We start from the raw sequence: 17,136 nt of genomic DNA on the forward strand, positions 1-17,136 counted from the left end.
GTTCCTGAGTTCATATCCAGCATAAAATGGCGGATATGATACCACTTTGTGCGCGGCGGGGGGCGGCTCAAACGCCAGCCACTGCCGTTGGAGTGCAAAGATGTGAAGGGGCGCAAACAAGCGCCCCTCTTTGCATCCCTCATTGCATCCCTCAGGCCTGCTCGCCGAGGCAAAGCTCGATGAGCCGCCGCGCTATGGTGCCGTGGGGCGGCAGCCGTGGCAGCGCACCGGCCTCGAAGAAATCGGCCGCCACCAGCTCCTCGTCCTGCACCCGGATCTCGCCGCTCTCATAATCGGCGGTGAAGCCCATCATCAGGCTGTGGGGAAACGGCCAGGGCTGGCTCGCCACGTAACGCACGTTGGTCACCCGGATGCCGCTCTCCTCGAACACCTCCCGCGCCACGCACTGCTCCAGGTTTTCCCCCGCCTCCACAAAACCCGCCAGCACGGTATACATGGGATCCTCGGCCTGATAGTGACGGCGGTGGGCCGCCAGCAAGATGGCGGGTCCCTTGCGCACCGCCACGATGATGCAGGGGGAGATACGCGGATAGGCGACGTGGCCATGGCGGCACCCTTGCGCCCACTCCCCCGCCTTTGGGCTCATGGGGGCGCCGCACTCGCCGCAGAAGCGGTGGGTCCGGCGAAAGGTGGCGAGCTGCCAGGCGCGGCCAGCCAGCTGAAAGCCCGTTTCATCCCCGGCCACCATCAGCTGGCGCAGTGGGGTCAGGGCCTCGGTGTCAGCCGCCCCCCCCAGATCGAGCAGCAGGCAGGGCAGCCCGTCCCACTCGTCAAAGCGCTCAAAGGCGGCATGCTGCAAGTGGCTGGGCAGACAGGCACGGGGGCCTTGTGGAATGCGCCCCTGGTCATCCAGCAGGACGAGGTGATCGCCCCCCAGCACGAACCAGCGGGCCTGTTCGGTTAATGGCATAGATGCAGCACTCTTTATGTTGTGACGTCGGTCGGGATGCGCGTCCGGGACTGGGCGGCGGTGACGGATGAAAGCGACAACCGGCCACCATATTAAGGCGCGGCAAGTCGGGTGGCGACCCCAAGATGGCTGCTTTTCAATACCCATGAGAATGCCCATGAAAAACGCCCATGAAAAAGGCCGCCCGCAGGCGGCCTGACATCGGTCTCGGTCGATCAGGCGTCGCCCATCGCCAGCAGGGAGGCGTTGCCGCCCACCGCCGTGGTGTTGATGGTGCGGGTCTTCTCGGTAATGAAACGGCTCAGGTAATGGGGGCCGCCCGCCTTGGGGCCGGTGCCGGAGAGGCCCTGCCCGCCGAACGGCTGCACCCCGACCATGGCGCCGATCTGGTTGCGGTTGATGTAGACGTTGCCCACGTTGATGCGGCTCGCCAGCTCCTCGGCATGGGATTCGTTGCGGCTGTGGATCCCAAGCGTCAGGCCGTAGCCGGTACCGTTGATATCCGCGATCACCTTGTCCAGATCCCGCGCGGCGTAGCGCACCACGTGCAGGATGGGGCCGAACTGCTCGCGAGTCAGCTCGCGGATGGAGCCGATCTCCAGCGCGGTCGGCTGCACGAAGTGACCCCCCAGGGTCACGGCCGGCATCGGCGCCTGGGCGATCAGGCGGGCACGCGGGATCATGTGCACCAGGTGCGCATCCAGACCCGCCTTGGCCTCGGCGTCGATGACCGGGCCGACGTCGGTGTTGTGCTCGGCCGGGTTGCCCACTTTGAGCTCCTGCAGGGCACCGGTGAGGATCTCCAGCACCCGCGGCGCGATCTCTTCTTGCAGGTAGAGCACCCGCAGGGCGGAGCAGCGCTGGCCGGCGCTCTGGAAGGCGGCGCTCACCACGTCGCGCACCACCTGCTCCGGCAGGGCGGTGGAGTCGACGATCATGGCGTTCTGGCCGCCGGTCTCGGCGATGAGCGGCAGGATGGCGCCATCGCGCTGGGCCAGGGTCATGTTGATGAGCTTGGCGGTCTCGGTGGAGCCGGTGAAGCAGACGCCACCGATGCGGGCATCCGCCGTCAACTTGGCGCCCACGGTGGCGCCGTCACCCGGCAGCAGTTGCAGCACGTCGCCCGGAATGCCGGCCTGATGGGCCAGGGTCACCGCCAGGTGGGCAATGAGACCGGTCTGTTCGGCAGGCTTGGCGATGACGGTATTGCCGGTGGCCAGCGCCGCGGCGACCTGGCCCAGGAAAATCGCCAGCGGGAAGTTCCACGGGCTGATGCAGACGAACACGCCGCGGCCCTGCAGGAACAGCTCGTTCATCTCGCCGGTGTAACCCGGCAGCAGGGTGGCCTGCCCCATCAGGCTGCGGGCCTGCACCGCGTAGTAGCGGCAGAAGTCCACCGCCTCGCGCACCTCGTCGATGCCATCCTGCAGCAGCTTGCCCGCCTCGCGGGTACAGAGGGAGATGAACTGCTCGCGGTTCGCTTCCAGCAGATCCGCCAGTTTCTCAAGGGCGGCTGCACGCTCGCTCACCGGAGTCTCGCGCCAGCGCGGGAAGGCGGCGTGAGCCGAGGCCAGTGCCTGCTCCACCGCCTGCTCGTCGGCCCAGTGGATCTTGCCGACGGTCAGACTCACATCCTGCGGGCTCATCACCACGCGGGCTTCGTTGCGCTTGAGGGTCTCGCCATCGACGATGGGGCCCGCCAGCCACTGCTTGTTCTCCAGCTCCTTCAGCTTGGCGAAGAAGGGACGCTGGATGGAGACGATGTTCATGTTGACGCCGCTGGAGTTCTTGCGGTCGCTGAACAGGTTCACCGGCTGCGGAATGCGGTCGTTGGCCAGGCTGGAGTAGCGCTTGAGGGTGCGCAGCGGGTGCTCGGCCAGGGAGTCGACCGGGGTGTTGGGGTCCACCAGCTTGTGGACGAAGGAGGTGTTGGCCCCGTTCTCCAGCAGGCGGCGCACCAGATAGGGCAGCAGATCCTTGTGGGCACCCACCGGTGCATAGATGCGGCAGTGCAGGCCGGGCAGCTCGTTCAGCACCGCGTTGTGCAGCTCCTCCCCCATGCCGTGCAGGCGCTGGAATTCGAACTGGCGATCACCGGCCATCTCCAGAATGCTGACCACTGTGTTGGCGTTGTGGGTGGCGAACTGGGGTGAGATGAAGCCGCGGGTCGGCTCGCTCAGCAGATAGCGGGCGCAAGCGAGGTAGGAGATGTCGGTGCCCGCCTTGCGGGTAAACAGCGGGTAGCCTGGCAGACCGGCCTGCTGGGCATATTTCAGCTCGCTGTCCCAGTAGGCACCCTTCACCAGCCGCACCGGAATGATATCTCCCTGCTCGCGGGCCAGCGCGGTGAGCCAGCAGAGTACCGGCAAGGCGCGCTTGGAATAGGCCTGCACCACCATGCCGAGCTTGCCCCAACCGCGGTTGGCGTCGGAGCGATAGAGCTGCTCGAACAAGTCCAGGGAGAGCTCGAGGCGGTCCATCTCTTCGGCATCGATGCTGATGGCCACGTCCTTGTCACGGGCCAGACGCACCAGCCCCACCAGCCGCTCGCACATCTCGCCGAGCACCCGCTCGCGGTTGGCCACGTCATAGCGCGGATGCAGCGCCGACAGCTTGATGGAGATGGAGGGGGCCGGGCCGCCGTCGCTGATGCGCTCGCCGCCCACCGCCTCGATGGCGCGCTGGTAGTCACCGAAATACTTGTCGGCATCGGCCAGGGTCAGGGCGGACTCCCCCAGCATGTCATAGGTGTGGGTGTAGCCCTTCTCGCGGGACTTGCGGCTCGCCTTGAGGGCTTCCTTCATGTCGCGCCCCAGCACGAACTGCTTGCCCATGATCTTCATGGCGGCGTACATGGCGGAGCGCACCACGGGCTCCCCCAGCTTGTTGACCATGCGGCCCAGCAGGTTGGCCGGGTTGCCATCCAGCTTCTTGTCCAGCTTGATGATCTTGCCGGTCAGCATCAGCCCCCAGGTGGAGGCGTTCACCAGGGTGGAGTCGCTCTTGCGAAAATGGGACGACCAGTTGGCGCCGGAGAGCTTGTCCTTGATCAGGGCATCGGCGGTTTCGGCATCGGGAATGCGCAGCAGCGCCTCCGCCAGGCACATCAGGATGATCCCCTCCTGAGTATCCAGGCTGTACTCCTGCAGGAAGGCGTCGATGCCGTCGCCGGAGCCGCTCTCCTTGCGCACCTTGGTCACCAGGGTGCGGGCACGCTGGGTCACCCGCTCCAGCGAGGCGCCATCCCCCGGCAGCATGGCCGACAGTTCGGCCAGATAGGCATTTTCATCCACCACGTAGTTCTGGGTGATGGCTTCGCGCAGGGCGGCCAGATCGGAGGGAATGTAGTCAGCGGCAAGCACTTGGGTAGCTTTGAACATATGGGGTCTTCCTGTACGCCCTAGGGCTGATATCGACGAAGGCGGTCGTGCCGCCGAAACGCCGATAATGTATACAATATCAACCCATAGATGAAATGAAATTGTTGCCTGTTATTAACAAAGATCGCTGATTGGCTCATATGGCGCACTATATCGGCGCCATATGCCTACCAGGCAAAATTCATCGCCCTATTTTGTATACAATTTTTCGCCAGGCAAAAAAGAAGGGTCGCCATGGCGACCCTTCACTCTGCTGCCGACAGCGGTTGTCAGTTCATCCAGCGATCACCGCGGCTGCGGCGACGGGGCAGCATGGGCAGCAGGATGCCGAGCAGGATGCCGCCACCCACCATGGCACCACCGCGGATGAACCAGTCCATCTGCATGTCGTGCTCCTGGTTGTCGTAGCTCTGGGTCAGGGCGTCGTTCTGTTCCTTGAGGTTGCCCATCTCCTCGCCCTGGCTGGCGAGCTGGGCCTTGAGGGTGGCGATCTCCTTGCTCTGCTCGGCGATCTTGCCATCCTTCTCGGCGAAGCGTTTCTCGTTGTCACCGTTGAGGTTCAGCAGGCGGGCCTTGGCCTCTTCCAGCTCTTTCTGTACCTGGGGCAGCCGCTCGCGCAGGCTGATCTCGCCCTGCAACTCGCTGCTCTTGATCCAGCCCTCACGGCCGCGACCGTCCACCACCTGGGTAAAACCGGCCTCGTTGTTCACTGCCTTGACGTCCAGCGGCTCACCCGCCTTGACGCTGCCAAGGATCCGGTACTGGGTGCCCGGACCATTGTGAATAAAGGTAAAGATGTTGTCTGAAACATAGCGGGTATCGGCCAGTGCCTGTTGGGCACACAAGCAGATCAGGATCCCGAGAAGGGCGCGCATGGTCGATCGGTTCTCTTCGTTTGGTTAGGTGACTGGCGAATGTTAAGCCGCCGGCGGGTCAAAGGACAAGCAAAGAAAAGGGCTCCCCCCCGAGCTGAGAGGTGGCTCGCAACTTGTCTCTATCACGACGCGACCATTCCGGACGCCGCTGCCTATTTCTGTTTCAGTGCCTTCACTTCGGCCCGCAGGGCTCGCAGCTCCTGCAGCAGCAGATCCTGCTGTGCGCTCTGGTGATGGCGCCACTTCTCCAGCTCCGCATCCCCCCGTCCCGGCTGCAGGAACAGGCTGGCCATGAAACCGCTGATGGCACCAAACAGACCGACCCCGAACAGGATCAGCAGGCTGGCGACGAAGCGTCCCTCCTCCGTCTTGGGCACCAGATCGCCATACCCCACGGTGGAGAGGGTCACCAGCGTCCACCAGAAGGCATCGTAGGGAGTCTGGATCTGGCTGCCGGGCTGGCCCGACTCGACCCAGTACATCACCCCTGAGCCCACCCCCAGCAGCAGGAAGAACAGGAACAGGATGCCGGAGAGGGTGGTCTCGTTGCGCTCGCGGCGAAACATGGCCAGCAGATCCGGCTGATCCCGCAGCAGCTGGTAGATCCGCCACAACTGGATGAGCCGGGCCCAGCGCAGCTGCTCCACCATGGGCAGACTGCCCGGCAGATAGAACCAGTTGGCCTTGAAGAAGGCCATCCGGTCGGGGGCCCGGACCCAGCCATAGGCGAAGTGACCGAGGAAGAAGTAGCAGATCAGGCTGTCGACGTCATAGAAGAGCTGCAGGGTCTGGGGGGCCAGGGTTTGATGACCCCACCAGCGGGCCGTGACCAGCACAACCGAGATCACCGACAGAAACGCCATCAACAGATCCATGGCGCGTAGATGAGTTAAGTGATGGCGCATACATTTTCCCACTTTAGGCACGGTGCGAATTAATAAAAAGGAAGATAATGCCGATAGCCCTGAGGACAAAGGAAAACCGGTCATTAAAAGGAGAAATATTATGCAGTTAAACCCGCTGGAGAAGCGAATGAGCAATATCCGGCTGGTACCCAAAGTGGTACTGCTCATGGTGTTCAGTACTGTGCTGCTGCTGATCAAGCTCTGGTTCGACGCCAGCAATCTGGAAACCACCCTGCTCAGCGAAGGGATCGCCCCCGACAAGGCAGACACCATCGCCAACAGCCTGCTCTGGACCGGGCTGATGGAGACCGCCATCATGGGGCTGGTCTTCGTGGTACTGCTGCTGACCGGCTCGCGCCTGATGGTCAAGCAGGTGCACTATCTGGTGGGCCTGCTGGAACGCTTTGCCCGCAAGGATCTGAGCCACCGGGTGCTGCTCAAGTCCCGTGACGAATTCGGCGACATCGCCAAGGCGGTGGCCCACTCCCAGGAGAACCTCAAGGAGGTGTTCGGCACCCAGCGCGTCGCCTGCAAGGAGCTCAACGACATCGCCTCCCAGGTGACCCTCTGCATGGAGGAGGCCAACGAGGCCATCAGCGAGGAGTTCACCCAGATTGAGCAGCTGGCCAGCGCCATGAGCCAGATGGTGGGTGCCATCCGCGAGGTGGCCGCCCATGCAGAGCAGGCCTCCCACGCCACCGCCGAAACCAGCCAGCTGGCGGAAGAGGGGAGCCGCTGCGTGGCTGCCACCGTCAACACCATCGACACCCTCTCCGGCAACATTCAACGCTCCTCCACCGTGGTCAACCAGGTGGAACAGGGGGTCGATCAGATAGGCTCAGTGGTCGACACCATTCGCGGCATCTCGGAGCAGACCAACCTGCTGGCGCTGAACGCCGCCATCGAAGCCGCCCGTGCCGGCGAGGCCGGCCGTGGCTTCGCGGTGGTCGCCTCCGAGGTACGGGAGCTGGCCAACCGGGCCCAGGCCGCCACCGTCGAGATCCAGAAGATGATCGAGCAGCTGCAGGGCAACGCCCGCCAGGCGGCCGAGCTGATGGCCCAGAGCGTGCAGCAGGCCGACAAGGGGGTGGAGCAGGTGACCCTGGCCGGCGACCAGCTAGCCACCATAGTGCAGCGGGTACAGGGGGTGGCCGACATGAACCGCCAGATCGCCGCCGCCTCCGAGCAGCAGAGCTCGGTGGCCGAGGAGATGAGCGGCAACCTGGAGCAGGTCAAGCAGGTGGTGGAGGGCTCCGTCGTGGTACTACGCGAGCTGCAGGAGGCCTCCGAACTGGTGGAGCGCCACAGCCAGACCCTGGATACCCATATTCAGGCCTTCAAGCTGGCCTGACGGGCGTCATCGCACAGACAGGAAGGGATGGCTCAGCACAGCCAGCCCCTGGACAGCACTCATTATCCAGCCCCTCAAACTGGCCTGACTTTCACGCAACAATCTGGTTAGACTGGAAGGCCCCCACGAGGGGCCTTTCTTTTTTCATCGCGGCAAGGAGCCAGGATGCAGACCACAGAACTTGCGCTTGAAATCAGCGCCGACCAGGGGCGGCTCGACCTGCCGCTGATCCACCGCTTCTTGTCTGAAGAGGCCTACTGGTGCCGCGGCATTCCCCTTGCCACCCTGCAGCGGGCCATCAACCATTCGCTCTGCTTTGGCGGCTACCTCGGCGGCCAGCAGGTCGCCTTCGCCCGGGTCATCACAGACCGCGCCACCTTCGGCTATCTGGCCGACGTGTTCGTGCAGCCCGAGTATCGCGGCCGCGGCTACAGCAAGGCACTGGTGGCAGCCATACTCGACCATCCCGAGCTGCAGGGATTGCGTCGCCTCTCCCTCGCCACCTCCGATGCCCACAGCCTCTACGCCGGTTTCGGCTTCGCACCGCCCGCCAGCCCCGGCAGCCTGATGGAGATCTACCACCCCGATATCTACCAGCGCACCTGAATGGTCGGCTACCGATAATTCCCGCCGGATCATGCTTCTCGCCCCTGCGCTGTGACGCGGGGGCCCGACAGTGCTAGATTGGCAGCCAGCTTTTTATCCGGCAGTTTCGTTAATCACAAGGACGGCAACCGTGGCCCAGCACTCTCCCTCTTTCTCCGCCTTCTCCCCCCTGCTGCAGGAGCTGGCCCAGCGCCACTGGCAACGGCTGACTGAACTGGCCCCCGACTACGGCACGCTGCCCGAGCCGGTACGCCAGACCCTGCTGACCCTGCTCGGTCTCTCCGATTTTGTCGCCGACTCCCTCTTCAAACAGCCGGAGTTGCTGACCGAGCTGCTGGCCTCCGGAGATCTGGAGCTGGCCGAGCGCTGGCCCGCCTACCAACGCGATCTGGCCGCTCTGCTGGCCGAGGTGGACGACGAGGAGGCGCTCAAGCGCATCCTGCGCCAGTTCCGCCGCAGCCGCATGCTGGTGATCGCCTGGCGCGAACTGCTGGGTCACGCCGAAGTGGAAGAGAGCTTTATCCACCTCACCAAACTGGCGGATGCCCTCATCTGCTCTGCCCGCGACTGGCTCTACGCCAAACAGTGCAACGAGTTGGGCACCCCGATGGACGGCAACGGCAACCCGCAGCCGCTGCTCATTCTCGGCATGGGCAAGCTCGGCGGTGGCGAGCTCAACTTCTCCTCGGACATCGACCTTATCTTCACCTTCCCCGAAAACGGCTACACGGTGGGCGGGCGGCGCGAGCTCGCCAACCAGCAATTCTTCATCAAGCTGGGCCAGCGCATCATCAACGCCCTGCACCAGAGCACGGTCGACGGCCAGGTGTTCCGGGTCGATATGCGGCTGCGCCCCTTTGGCGACGCGGGTCCGCTCGCCATCTCGTTTGCCGCCATGGAGGATTACTACCAACACCACGGTCGCAACTGGGAGCGCTACGCCATGGTCAAGGCGCGGGTGCTGGGACCCCAGAGCGAACACGCAGTAGAGTTGGCCGAGATGCTGCGCCCCTTCGTGTTTCGCCGCTATATCGACTTCGGCGTCATCGACGGCCTGCGCCAGATGAAGGCGATGATCGCCGCCGAGGTGCGCCGCAAGGGGCTGGAGGGCAACATCAAGCTGGGGGCCGGCGGCATTCGCGAGGTGGAGTTCATCGCCCAGGCGCTGCAGCTTATTCGTGGCGGTCGTGAACCTGCCCTGCGGGTACGTCACCTGCCGGAGGCGCTGGCCGCCATCGCCCGGTGCGGCGCCCTCGAAGCCGACCACTGCGACCGCCTGCTGACGGCCTATCGCTTCCTTCGCCGGGTCGAGAACATCTTGCAGGAGATCGGCGATCAGCAGACCCAGACCCTGCCCACCGAGGAGCGGGATCGCCAGCGCCTGATCGCAGCTCTGGGTTTTGCCGACTGGGCTGCCTTCATGGCTCATCTGGATGAGGAGATGGCGGCCGTCCATCAGGAGTTCGCCGCCGTGGTGGGGGAAGAAAAAGAGGCACCCGCCCATCTGGAGCAGCTCTGGCTCGATCTGTGGCGCACCGAGCTCGACGCCGCCGAGCTGGAGCAACTGCTGACCGCGCAGGGGGGGGCCGAGCCCGCCCCGCTCTGCGCCGCGCTGCTGCGCTTCAAGGAGGAGTACAAGCGCCGGCAGGTCGGCCCGCAGGGGCGCATCGCGCTGGACTGGCTGATGCCGGAGCTGCTGCGGCTGGTGGTGGCCAGCGAGCAACCCGCCCGCCTGTTCGAGCGGGTGTGCGAACTGCTGACCCGCATCTTCACCCGCAGCGCCTATCTGCAACTGCTGGCGGAGAACCCGGGTGCCCTGCGCCAGCTGGTGCGACTGTGTGACGCCAGCCACCTGGTGAGCGAGCAGCTGGCCCGCTACCCGATTTTGCTGGACGAGCTGCTCGATCCCCAGCACCTCTATCACCCCACTCCGCTCGATCAGTACAAGCCCCAGCTGCGCCAGTTCCTGCTGCGCATCCCCGAAGAGGACGTGGAGCAGCAGATGGAGGCGCTGCGCCAGTTCAAGCAGGTACAGCTGCTGCGCATCGTGGCAGCCGACATCGCCGGCGCCCTGCCGCTGATGAAGGTGAGCGACCACCTCACCTGGCTGGCGGAGGCGATCATCGAGGAGGTGGTCAATCAGGCCTGGGCCCAGATGAGCGAGCGCTACGGGGTGCCGCCCGAGGTGGCGGTGAGCGGCCAGCGCGGCTTTGCGGTGGTGGCTTATGGCAAGCTGGGCGGCATCGAGCTGGGCTACGGCTCGGATCTCGACCTAGTGTTCCTGCACGGCGGCGACCCCAACAGCTACACCGACGGCCGCAAGCCCATCGACAGCCGCCAGTTCTACCTGCGTCTGGCCCAGCGGATCCTGCACCTGTTCAGCACCCGCACCCCGTCCGGCATCCTCTACGAGATCGACATGCGGCTGCGCCCCTCCGGCGATTCCGGCCTGCTGGTCTCGTCGCTGTCAGCCTACGAGCTGTATCAACAAAACGAGGCCTGGACCTGGGAGCATCAGGCGCTGGTGCGGGCCCGTCCCATCTATGGCGATGAGGCGGTGATCGCCGAGTTTGCCCGCATTCGCCGCGCCGTGCTGGCCAAGGAGCGGGAGCTGCCGACCCTGGCCCGCGAGGTGCGCGAGATGCGCCACAAGATGCGGGATCACCTGCTCAAGGCCGGTGCCGGCGAGTTCGACCTCAAGCAGTCCCCCGGCGGCATGGTGGACATCGAGTTTATCGCCCAGTACCTGGTGCTGGCCCATGCCTGCGGTGAACCAGAGGCGCTCACCCGCTGGTCCGATAACGTGCGCATCTTCGACGAGTGCGTGCTGGCGGGGGTGCTCACCCTGGAGCAGGCGGAGGGGCTCAAGCACGCCTATCTGGAGATCCGCAACCTCGGCCATCGCCTCAACCTCTCGGAAGTCTCCCGCAAGGTGGGGGACGACCAGTTGCTGACCGAACGAGGCCATGTGCTGGCGGTCTGGCAACAGCTGCTGGGGGAGTAAACAAAAGGGGCGCCGAGGCGCCCCTTGTTGTATTCACTCTCGGGTCAGGGTCAACGCCCGCCGGCCACGTCGATGAAGGTGCCGGTGACGTAGGAGGCTTCGTCCGATAACAGCCAGGCGATGGCGGCAGCCACTTCGATTGGCTGACCGCCCCGTTGCAGCGGGATCTGCCCCTTCACCCGGTCGACCCGACCGGGTTCGCCGCCGTCGGCGTGCATCTCGGTGTAGATGAAACCAGGACGCACCCCGTTGACCCGGATCCCTTGGGCCGCCACCTCCAGCGACAGCCCCCTGGTCAGCACGTCGACGGCCCCCTTGGCGGCGGCATAGTCCACGTACTCCCCCGCCGAACCCAGCCGGGCGGCGGCCGAGGAGACATTGACGATGGCGCCCCCCGCCGTCATCCGGCGCACCGCCTCGCGGCAGCAGAGAAAGCAGCTGGTGACATTGGTGGTCAGGGTCTGATTGATGCGCTCGGCGCTCATCTCCAGCACCCGCATCTGCGGCTGCAACCTGCCGGCGTTGTTGACCAGATGGGTGACGGGACCAAGCCGCGCGTCCATCTCCTCGAACAGACGCACCACCTCGGCCTCCACCCCGACATCCGCCTGCACCGCGATGCAGCTGACCGGATGGTGGGCCAGGATCTCGGCCACCAGCGCCTCGGCACTGGCCTTGTCATGACGATAGTTGAGGCACAGGTGATAACCCTGCCCCGCCAGATGGCGGGCGGTGGCGGCGCCAATGCCTCTGCCGCCGCCGGTGATCAGCACTCGTTTGTTCATGGCCCCTCCTGGTCATGTCGCGCACGGTGGCACTGCGAGATGGATGGCAGCCGTGTCAGGCCGGGCCGTGATCCATCACTGTCTCCACCAGCACCTTGTTGAAACGCAGATAATCCTCCTTGTCGAGCGGTGCCGGATAGCTCAGCACCCGCAGCGCATGTCCCTCGCAATCTGGCTGATAGGGCGGGTGCACATGGTCATGCTCGTTCAGGCAGAAACCCAGCGACTGATAGAAGCGCAGCCGGCGAAGGGAAATCTCGTCCTCTGGCGGATCTATCTCCAGGATGACGGGGCGCCCCGCCGTCTCGCAGAAGGCGGCAAGCAGGCGTGAGCCGTGGTTCTGGCCGCGCAGGGCCGGGTTGATGGCCAGATGCTCGATGTAGATCTGCTCACCGCAGTCCCACCAGAAGATGAAACCGAGCAGCTGCTCGCCCTGATAAAAGAGCTGACAGTGAAAGCGGGAGTCTCCCATCTTGCGTTGCTGATGCTGCGGCTGGCGCTGTTCGTAGCGGGGAAAGCTGCTGCCGTAGATCTGCCAGACCAGTGGCCAGTCCGGATGGGATATCTCTCTTGCGATTTCACTTCGACTCATTCATCTGCTCCTTGGTAAAACCACAGTGATACCATCTTTGTCCGGCCCAAACACCCCTCTCTTTCACTACCGGCGCGTCCCCGCCTCCCGGCCAAAACGCACAGAGCCCGCACGGGGCGGGCTCTGCATGGCGATAAAACAACAGGGCTAGGCTATTTGAACAAGCCCTTGAGCAGCTGGTCGGCCACCCCCTTCACCCCTTCGTTGTCGGCCTTGTCACCCAGCAGCTTCTTGAGACCGCGTTCTGCCTCCTTGCGGGCCTTCTCCTCCAGCAGCTTGTTGTTGCTGAGCAGTGCCTTCACATCGAGCCGGTAGCTCGGCGCCTGCCAGTGGCCACCGATACGCACCGGTATGGTGATGTCCTTGAGCTCGTCCACATCCTTGCCCCCCTGTCCCTTGCTGCTCTCCACCACTGAGGTGAGGAACAGGAAGTCGAGGGTCTCCGGCACCAGGGCGGTCTGGCCCTGCCCCTTCACCCGCAGGGCGGGGGCGAACAGCTGGATGTCGTCGCTCTGGGCGACCCCGTCGGCAATCCGGAAGCTGGCGGTGAGGGCGCTGAAGTCGGTCTTGCGCGCCTCCTTCACCTGATCCGCCCCCTTGCCGGTCAGGGTGGCCCGTGCCTCACGGATCATCTCCGCCAGGTTGATGCCGTGCAGGGCGCCATCGCTCAACTTGAGGTTCACCTTGCCCTGCATCCGGCTGCGCAGCGCCAGTTCGGAGAGGCCGGCCCCCTGCACCTCGACCTCGAGATCCCCCTTGCCCTCCAGCAGATCGGTCTGGGCCAGGGTCTGCAGCAGCGGCCGCACATCGACCCCCTGTACCCGCTTGTGGGCCTGATAGCGAGCCGGCTTTTGCCGCGCATCAAGCACGCCGCTGGCGGTCACCTTGCCACCGGCCACGCCGGCGCTGAACTGCTTGAGGGTGAGCTGCCCACCGGCCAGGGCCAGTTGCAGGTCGACGGCGCTCAGATCCAGTCCCTTCAACCGCACACTGCCCAGCTGCAACCGGCCGGCCAGATCCACCGACTTGAGGGCGGTCAGGTCCGGTTCGGCCGTGGAGAGCGCCTTGGCGGCGGGGGCGGCGGCCTGCGCCGTCGTCCCGGCCGGGGCTGCAGCGCCCGAACTGGCCGCGGCGGGCGCGGCCTTGGCCGGCTGACCGAGCCAGCCGTCAAGGTCGAGCTTCTCCCCCTTGAGGTCGAATTCCACCCTGGGCACGGCGCCCAGCTGCACGCTGCCGTTGCCGCTCAGCAGGGCGTCATCCACCCCCATCACCAGGTTGGTCAGGGTCACGCTCTGTTTGCCCAGCTCGGCACGGGCAAAGCCCGCGAGCTTCACCTGCATCTGCGGGCGCGGCAGGGCGTCACCACTGAGCTTGGCGGCCAGCACGGCATCCGACACCTCCAGCAGTTGCCGGTGCTCATCGAGCCGTGCCTTGAGAGTCCCCTCCAGGGTACCGGCCAGGGTCGGCTTGTCCGCCGCTCCCTGGGCGCCCTGCAAGTTGAGCGTGAGGCTGCTCCACTCCCCCAGCGCCAGCCGGTCGGCCTTGAGGGAGAAGGCGTCGAGCCGCTGCACCGGATCCTTCAGGCTCCCCTCCAGGCTGAGATCCTTGAGCTCGCTGCGGCTCTCATCCTGGGCCAGCTTGAGCTGGGCCTGCCCCTTGAGATCAAATGCCAGCTCCCCCTGGGCCCCCTTGGCGACCAGGGTCACCGGCACCCACTGATCCACCACCAGCTGACCCAGGTTCAGGTCCAGCTGTTCGAGGCGGGAGACGGTGCCGTTGCGATCGTCCTGCAGCAGGGCGCTGGCCTGTTGCAGCTCCACCCCTTGCAGGCTGATCTGCCAGGGCTGCTTGTCACTGGCGGCCGGGGCAGCCGGCTGACTCTCGCCCGTCGGCGAGGCATCCGCCCCCTGTTTGGCCGTCTTGATGAGATCGCTCAGGTTGGAGCTGCCGTCAGCCTTGGTCTGGATAAACAGGTGGGCACCACTCAGGGTTACCTTGCCTATCTCAAGCCGGTGGGAGAGCAGCGGCAGCAGGCCCACCGAGGCCTCCCCGCGCTCGAAGCGCACCAGGTCGGGCTCGGCGAAACCGGCGGGGTTGCGCAGCGCCACCTGCTCGAGAGAGAGGCCGAGGCTTGGCCAGAAGCGCCAGCCGATCGCCCCCTCCATCACCAGCTCGCGGCCGGTGCTCTTGCGCACCTGATCCACCAGCTGAGGCTTGAACTGATTGGGGTCGATGAGGGACACCAGGGCGGTGATGGCCACCACGGCCGCCAGCGCCAACCCCAGCAGGATGTAGATGATCTTCTTCACGATGGACTCCTTGAATGCGGATCTTGTGACTGACTATACCACCGGGGGGATAACAGATGGGGCCCGTCTGCCAAAACAAGCCAGCGGCGAGACAGGGATGGTCGCAGGTCGGTGTTCAAACGCGCGGCAATGAAAAGGGCCCCGCAGGGCCCTGATGATAGTGGATGGTGGATGGCTGACGCCCGTCTCGCCCGGATCAAGGTTGACGCGGCAGTTCCCGGTAGCCCATCTCGTACAGGGTGAAGGCATAGATGTCCGCACTCTGCTCGATCAGTTTCGCCACCGGCGTACCCGCCCCGTGCCCGGCATTGGTCTCGATGCGGATGAGCTGGGGATGGGGGCCGGCATTGTCGGCCTGCAGGGTGGCGGCAAACTTGAAGGAGTGGGCCGGCACCACCCGATCGTCGTGATCCGCCGTGGTCACCAGGGTCGAGGGGTAGCTGACCCCGGGTCGGACGTTGTGCAGCGGCGAGTAGCCCTTCAGGTAGTCGAACATCGCCTCGCTGTCGGCACTGGTGCCGTAGTCATAGGCCCAGCCCGCCCCGGCGGTGAAGGTGTGGTAGCGCAGCATGTCGAGCACCCCCACCGCCGGCAGGGCAACCCGCATCAGATCCGGCCGCTGGGTCATTACCGCCCCCACCAGCAGACCGCCGTTGGAGCCACCGCGGATCGCCAGCCGATCGGTGCGGGTGTAGCCCTCGGCCTTGAGGTACTCGGCCGCCGCGATGAAGTCGTCGAACACGTTCTGCTTGTTCTGCCGGGTGCCCGCCAGGTGCCAGGCCTGGCCGTACTCACCGCCCCCACGCAGGTTGGCCACCGCATAGACGCCCCCCAGATCCAGCCAGTTGGCCACCGACACGCTGAAGCTCGGGGTCAGGCTCACGTCGAAGCCGCCATAGCCGTAAAGGATGGTCGGGTTGCTGCCATCGAATTTCAGCCCCTTGCGGTAGCTGATGATGAGCGGCACCCGGGTGCCGTCCTTGCTCTGGTAGAAGCGCTGCTCGGAGACGTAATCCTCCGGCTTGAACGGCGCCGCCGAGGCGCGATAGAGGCTGATGGCGCCGCTCTTTGGCTCGAACCGATAGAGAGTGGGCGGCAGGGAATAGTTTTCGAAGCCGAAGTAGAGGGCGGGATCATCGTGCTTACCGTTGAAGCCGCTGACGCTGCCAAGGCCGGGCAGCGCCACCTCGCGCACCCGTTTGCCCTCGTAGTCGAACTGCTCGACCCGGGCGGTGGCATCCACCATGTATTCGGCGAACAGATAGCCGCTGCCGCTGTGCACCGTCAGCACCTGCTGACGCTCGGGGATAAGGTCGCGCCAGTGGGCCGGCCCCGGGTTGGCGGCATCCACCGTCACCAGCCGACGGTTGGGGGCGTCCCGGTTGGTCAGCAGGTAAAGGGTGCCGCCCTTGTTGTCCACCAGGCTCACATCCGCGTCCAGATCCCCCTGCACCGTCAACAGCGGCGCGTTCTCCTGGCTCAGATCCTTCACATAGAGGCGGTTGCCGGAGGTGGAGTTCGCCGCCGAGATGAGCAGGAAGCGGTCATCCTCAGTGACGGTCGCCCCCACGTAGCGGTGGTGCTGAGCCGGGATGGCGCCGAACACCAGCCGGTCATCCTCCTGCGCCGTGCCGAGCCGGTGGAAATAGACCTTGTGCTGATCGGTCTTCGCCGACAGCTCGCTGCCGTCGGGCTTGTCGTAGCTCGAGTAGAAGAAGCCCTCGTTGCCGAGCCAGCTGATGCCGCTGAACTTCACGTCCTTGAGGGGCGCCTCCAGCGGCTGCTTGCTCTCCACGTCCATCAGGTGGATCTCGCGCCAGTCGCTGCCCGCCAGCGACAAGGAGTAGGCCAGGATGCGGCCATCGCGGGAGAAGCTCAGCTGATCCAGCGCCGTGGTGCCGTCGGGGCTGAGGGTATTGGGATCGAGGAACACCTCGGCCGGCTTGCCCTCCTGCTGGCGCCACAGCACGTTCTGGTTCTGCAGGCCGTCGTTCTTGAAGAAGTAGTGGTAGCGCCCCTCGCGAAACGGCGCCCCCTCCTTGGCGTAGTTCCAGGAAGAGGCCAGCTTCTCCTTGATGGCGGTGCGATACGGGATCTGTGCCAGGTAGTCCCGGGTCACGGCGTTCTGGGCCTTGACCCAGGCTTCGGTCTCGGGGCTGCGGTCATCCTCCAGCCAGCGATAGGGGTCGGCCACGGCCTGACCGAAGTAGTGATCCACCTGCTCACCCTGGCGGGTGACGGGGTAGTGAAGGCGCGCTTTCCCTGACATGGCATCCTCTTGGGTTGGCTGGCCGCTGCATGCACAGAGCAGTGACAGGGCCAGCAGGCTGACAATCGCTCGCATCGATGCGGCTCCCTGCAATTTCGGTGAAGCGGGCAGGTTAGCAAAGAGTGCCGG

At 65.1% G+C, this 17,136-nt stretch carries 11 protein-coding genes; 3 read left to right on the top strand and 8 right to left on the bottom strand.

The window, feature by feature from the left end:
- Positions 1-151: 151 nt before the first annotated feature.
- The 4 genes from nudC to G5134_RS16745 form a co-directional block, all read right to left on the bottom strand.
- The gene (gene nudC / locus G5134_RS16730) at positions 152-931 is read right to left on the bottom strand and encodes an NAD(+) diphosphatase (RefSeq protein ID WP_065017307.1); all 780 of its coding nucleotides are present in this window, start codon (positions 929-931) and stop codon (positions 152-154) included.
- Between the two features lie 215 nt (positions 932-1,146).
- Positions 1,147-4,311, bottom strand: coding sequence for a bifunctional proline dehydrogenase/L-glutamate gamma-semialdehyde dehydrogenase PutA (gene putA / locus G5134_RS16735; protein ID WP_421232088.1), 3,165 nt, complete (start codon positions 4,309-4,311; stop codon positions 1,147-1,149).
- A gap of 269 nt (positions 4,312-4,580) precedes the next feature.
- Positions 4,581-5,186 (bottom strand): TIGR04211 family SH3 domain-containing protein, encoded by a 606-nt coding sequence (locus tag G5134_RS16740; protein ID WP_005309324.1) that lies wholly within the window; start codon positions 5,184-5,186, stop codon positions 4,581-4,583.
- A 152-nt stretch (positions 5,187-5,338) separates the two neighbouring features.
- Positions 5,339-6,160, bottom strand: coding sequence for a potassium channel family protein (locus G5134_RS16745; RefSeq protein WP_017785648.1), 822 nt, complete (start codon positions 6,158-6,160; stop codon positions 5,339-5,341).
- Between the two features lie 31 nt (positions 6,161-6,191).
- Between G5134_RS16745 and G5134_RS16750 the strand changes: the two genes are divergently transcribed.
- The 3 genes from G5134_RS16750 to glnE all read left to right on the top strand — a co-directional run bounded on the left by G5134_RS16750 (position 6,192) and on the right by glnE (position 11,052).
- Positions 6,192-7,442 (top strand): methyl-accepting chemotaxis protein, encoded by a 1,251-nt coding sequence (locus tag G5134_RS16750; RefSeq protein WP_065017305.1) that lies wholly within the window; start codon positions 6,192-6,194, stop codon positions 7,440-7,442.
- A gap of 165 nt (positions 7,443-7,607) precedes the next feature.
- The gene (locus G5134_RS16755) at positions 7,608-8,048 is read left to right on the top strand and encodes a GNAT family N-acetyltransferase (protein ID WP_065017304.1); all 441 of its coding nucleotides are present in this window, start codon (positions 7,608-7,610) and stop codon (positions 8,046-8,048) included.
- 130 nt (positions 8,049-8,178) lie between these two features.
- Positions 8,179-11,052, top strand: a complete 2,874-nt coding sequence (glnE, locus tag G5134_RS16760) for a bifunctional [glutamate--ammonia ligase]-adenylyl-L-tyrosine phosphorylase/[glutamate--ammonia-ligase] adenylyltransferase (RefSeq protein ID WP_065017303.1) — start codon at positions 8,179-8,181, stop codon at positions 11,050-11,052.
- Positions 11,053-11,102: 50 nt separating this feature from the next.
- Here the strand turns inward: glnE and G5134_RS16765 are convergent, their stop codons facing one another.
- The 4 genes from G5134_RS16765 to G5134_RS16780 all read right to left on the bottom strand — a co-directional run bounded on the left by G5134_RS16765 (position 11,103) and on the right by G5134_RS16780 (position 17,082).
- Positions 11,103-11,837 carry an SDR family oxidoreductase gene (locus G5134_RS16765; protein ID WP_065017302.1) on the bottom strand — a complete coding sequence of 245 codons (735 nt, stop codon included), beginning with the start codon at positions 11,835-11,837 and terminating at the stop codon, positions 11,103-11,105.
- 55 nt (positions 11,838-11,892) lie between these two features.
- On the bottom strand, positions 11,893-12,429 hold the full coding sequence (locus G5134_RS16770) for a GNAT family N-acetyltransferase (protein WP_065017301.1): 537 nt from the start codon (positions 12,427-12,429) through the stop codon (positions 11,893-11,895).
- A 152-nt stretch (positions 12,430-12,581) separates the two neighbouring features.
- On the bottom strand, positions 12,582-14,738 hold the full coding sequence (locus G5134_RS16775; RefSeq protein WP_065017300.1) for an AsmA family protein: 2,157 nt from the start codon (positions 14,736-14,738) through the stop codon (positions 12,582-12,584).
- A gap of 196 nt (positions 14,739-14,934) precedes the next feature.
- Positions 14,935-17,082, bottom strand: coding sequence for a prolyl oligopeptidase family serine peptidase (locus G5134_RS16780; RefSeq protein ID WP_065017299.1), 2,148 nt, complete (start codon positions 17,080-17,082; stop codon positions 14,935-14,937).
- Positions 17,083-17,136 lie beyond the last annotated feature (54 nt).

It is taken from the genome of Aeromonas sp. 600276 (assembly GCF_049175815.1).
Lineage (GTDB): Bacteria > Pseudomonadota > Gammaproteobacteria > Enterobacterales > Aeromonadaceae > Aeromonas > Aeromonas dhakensis.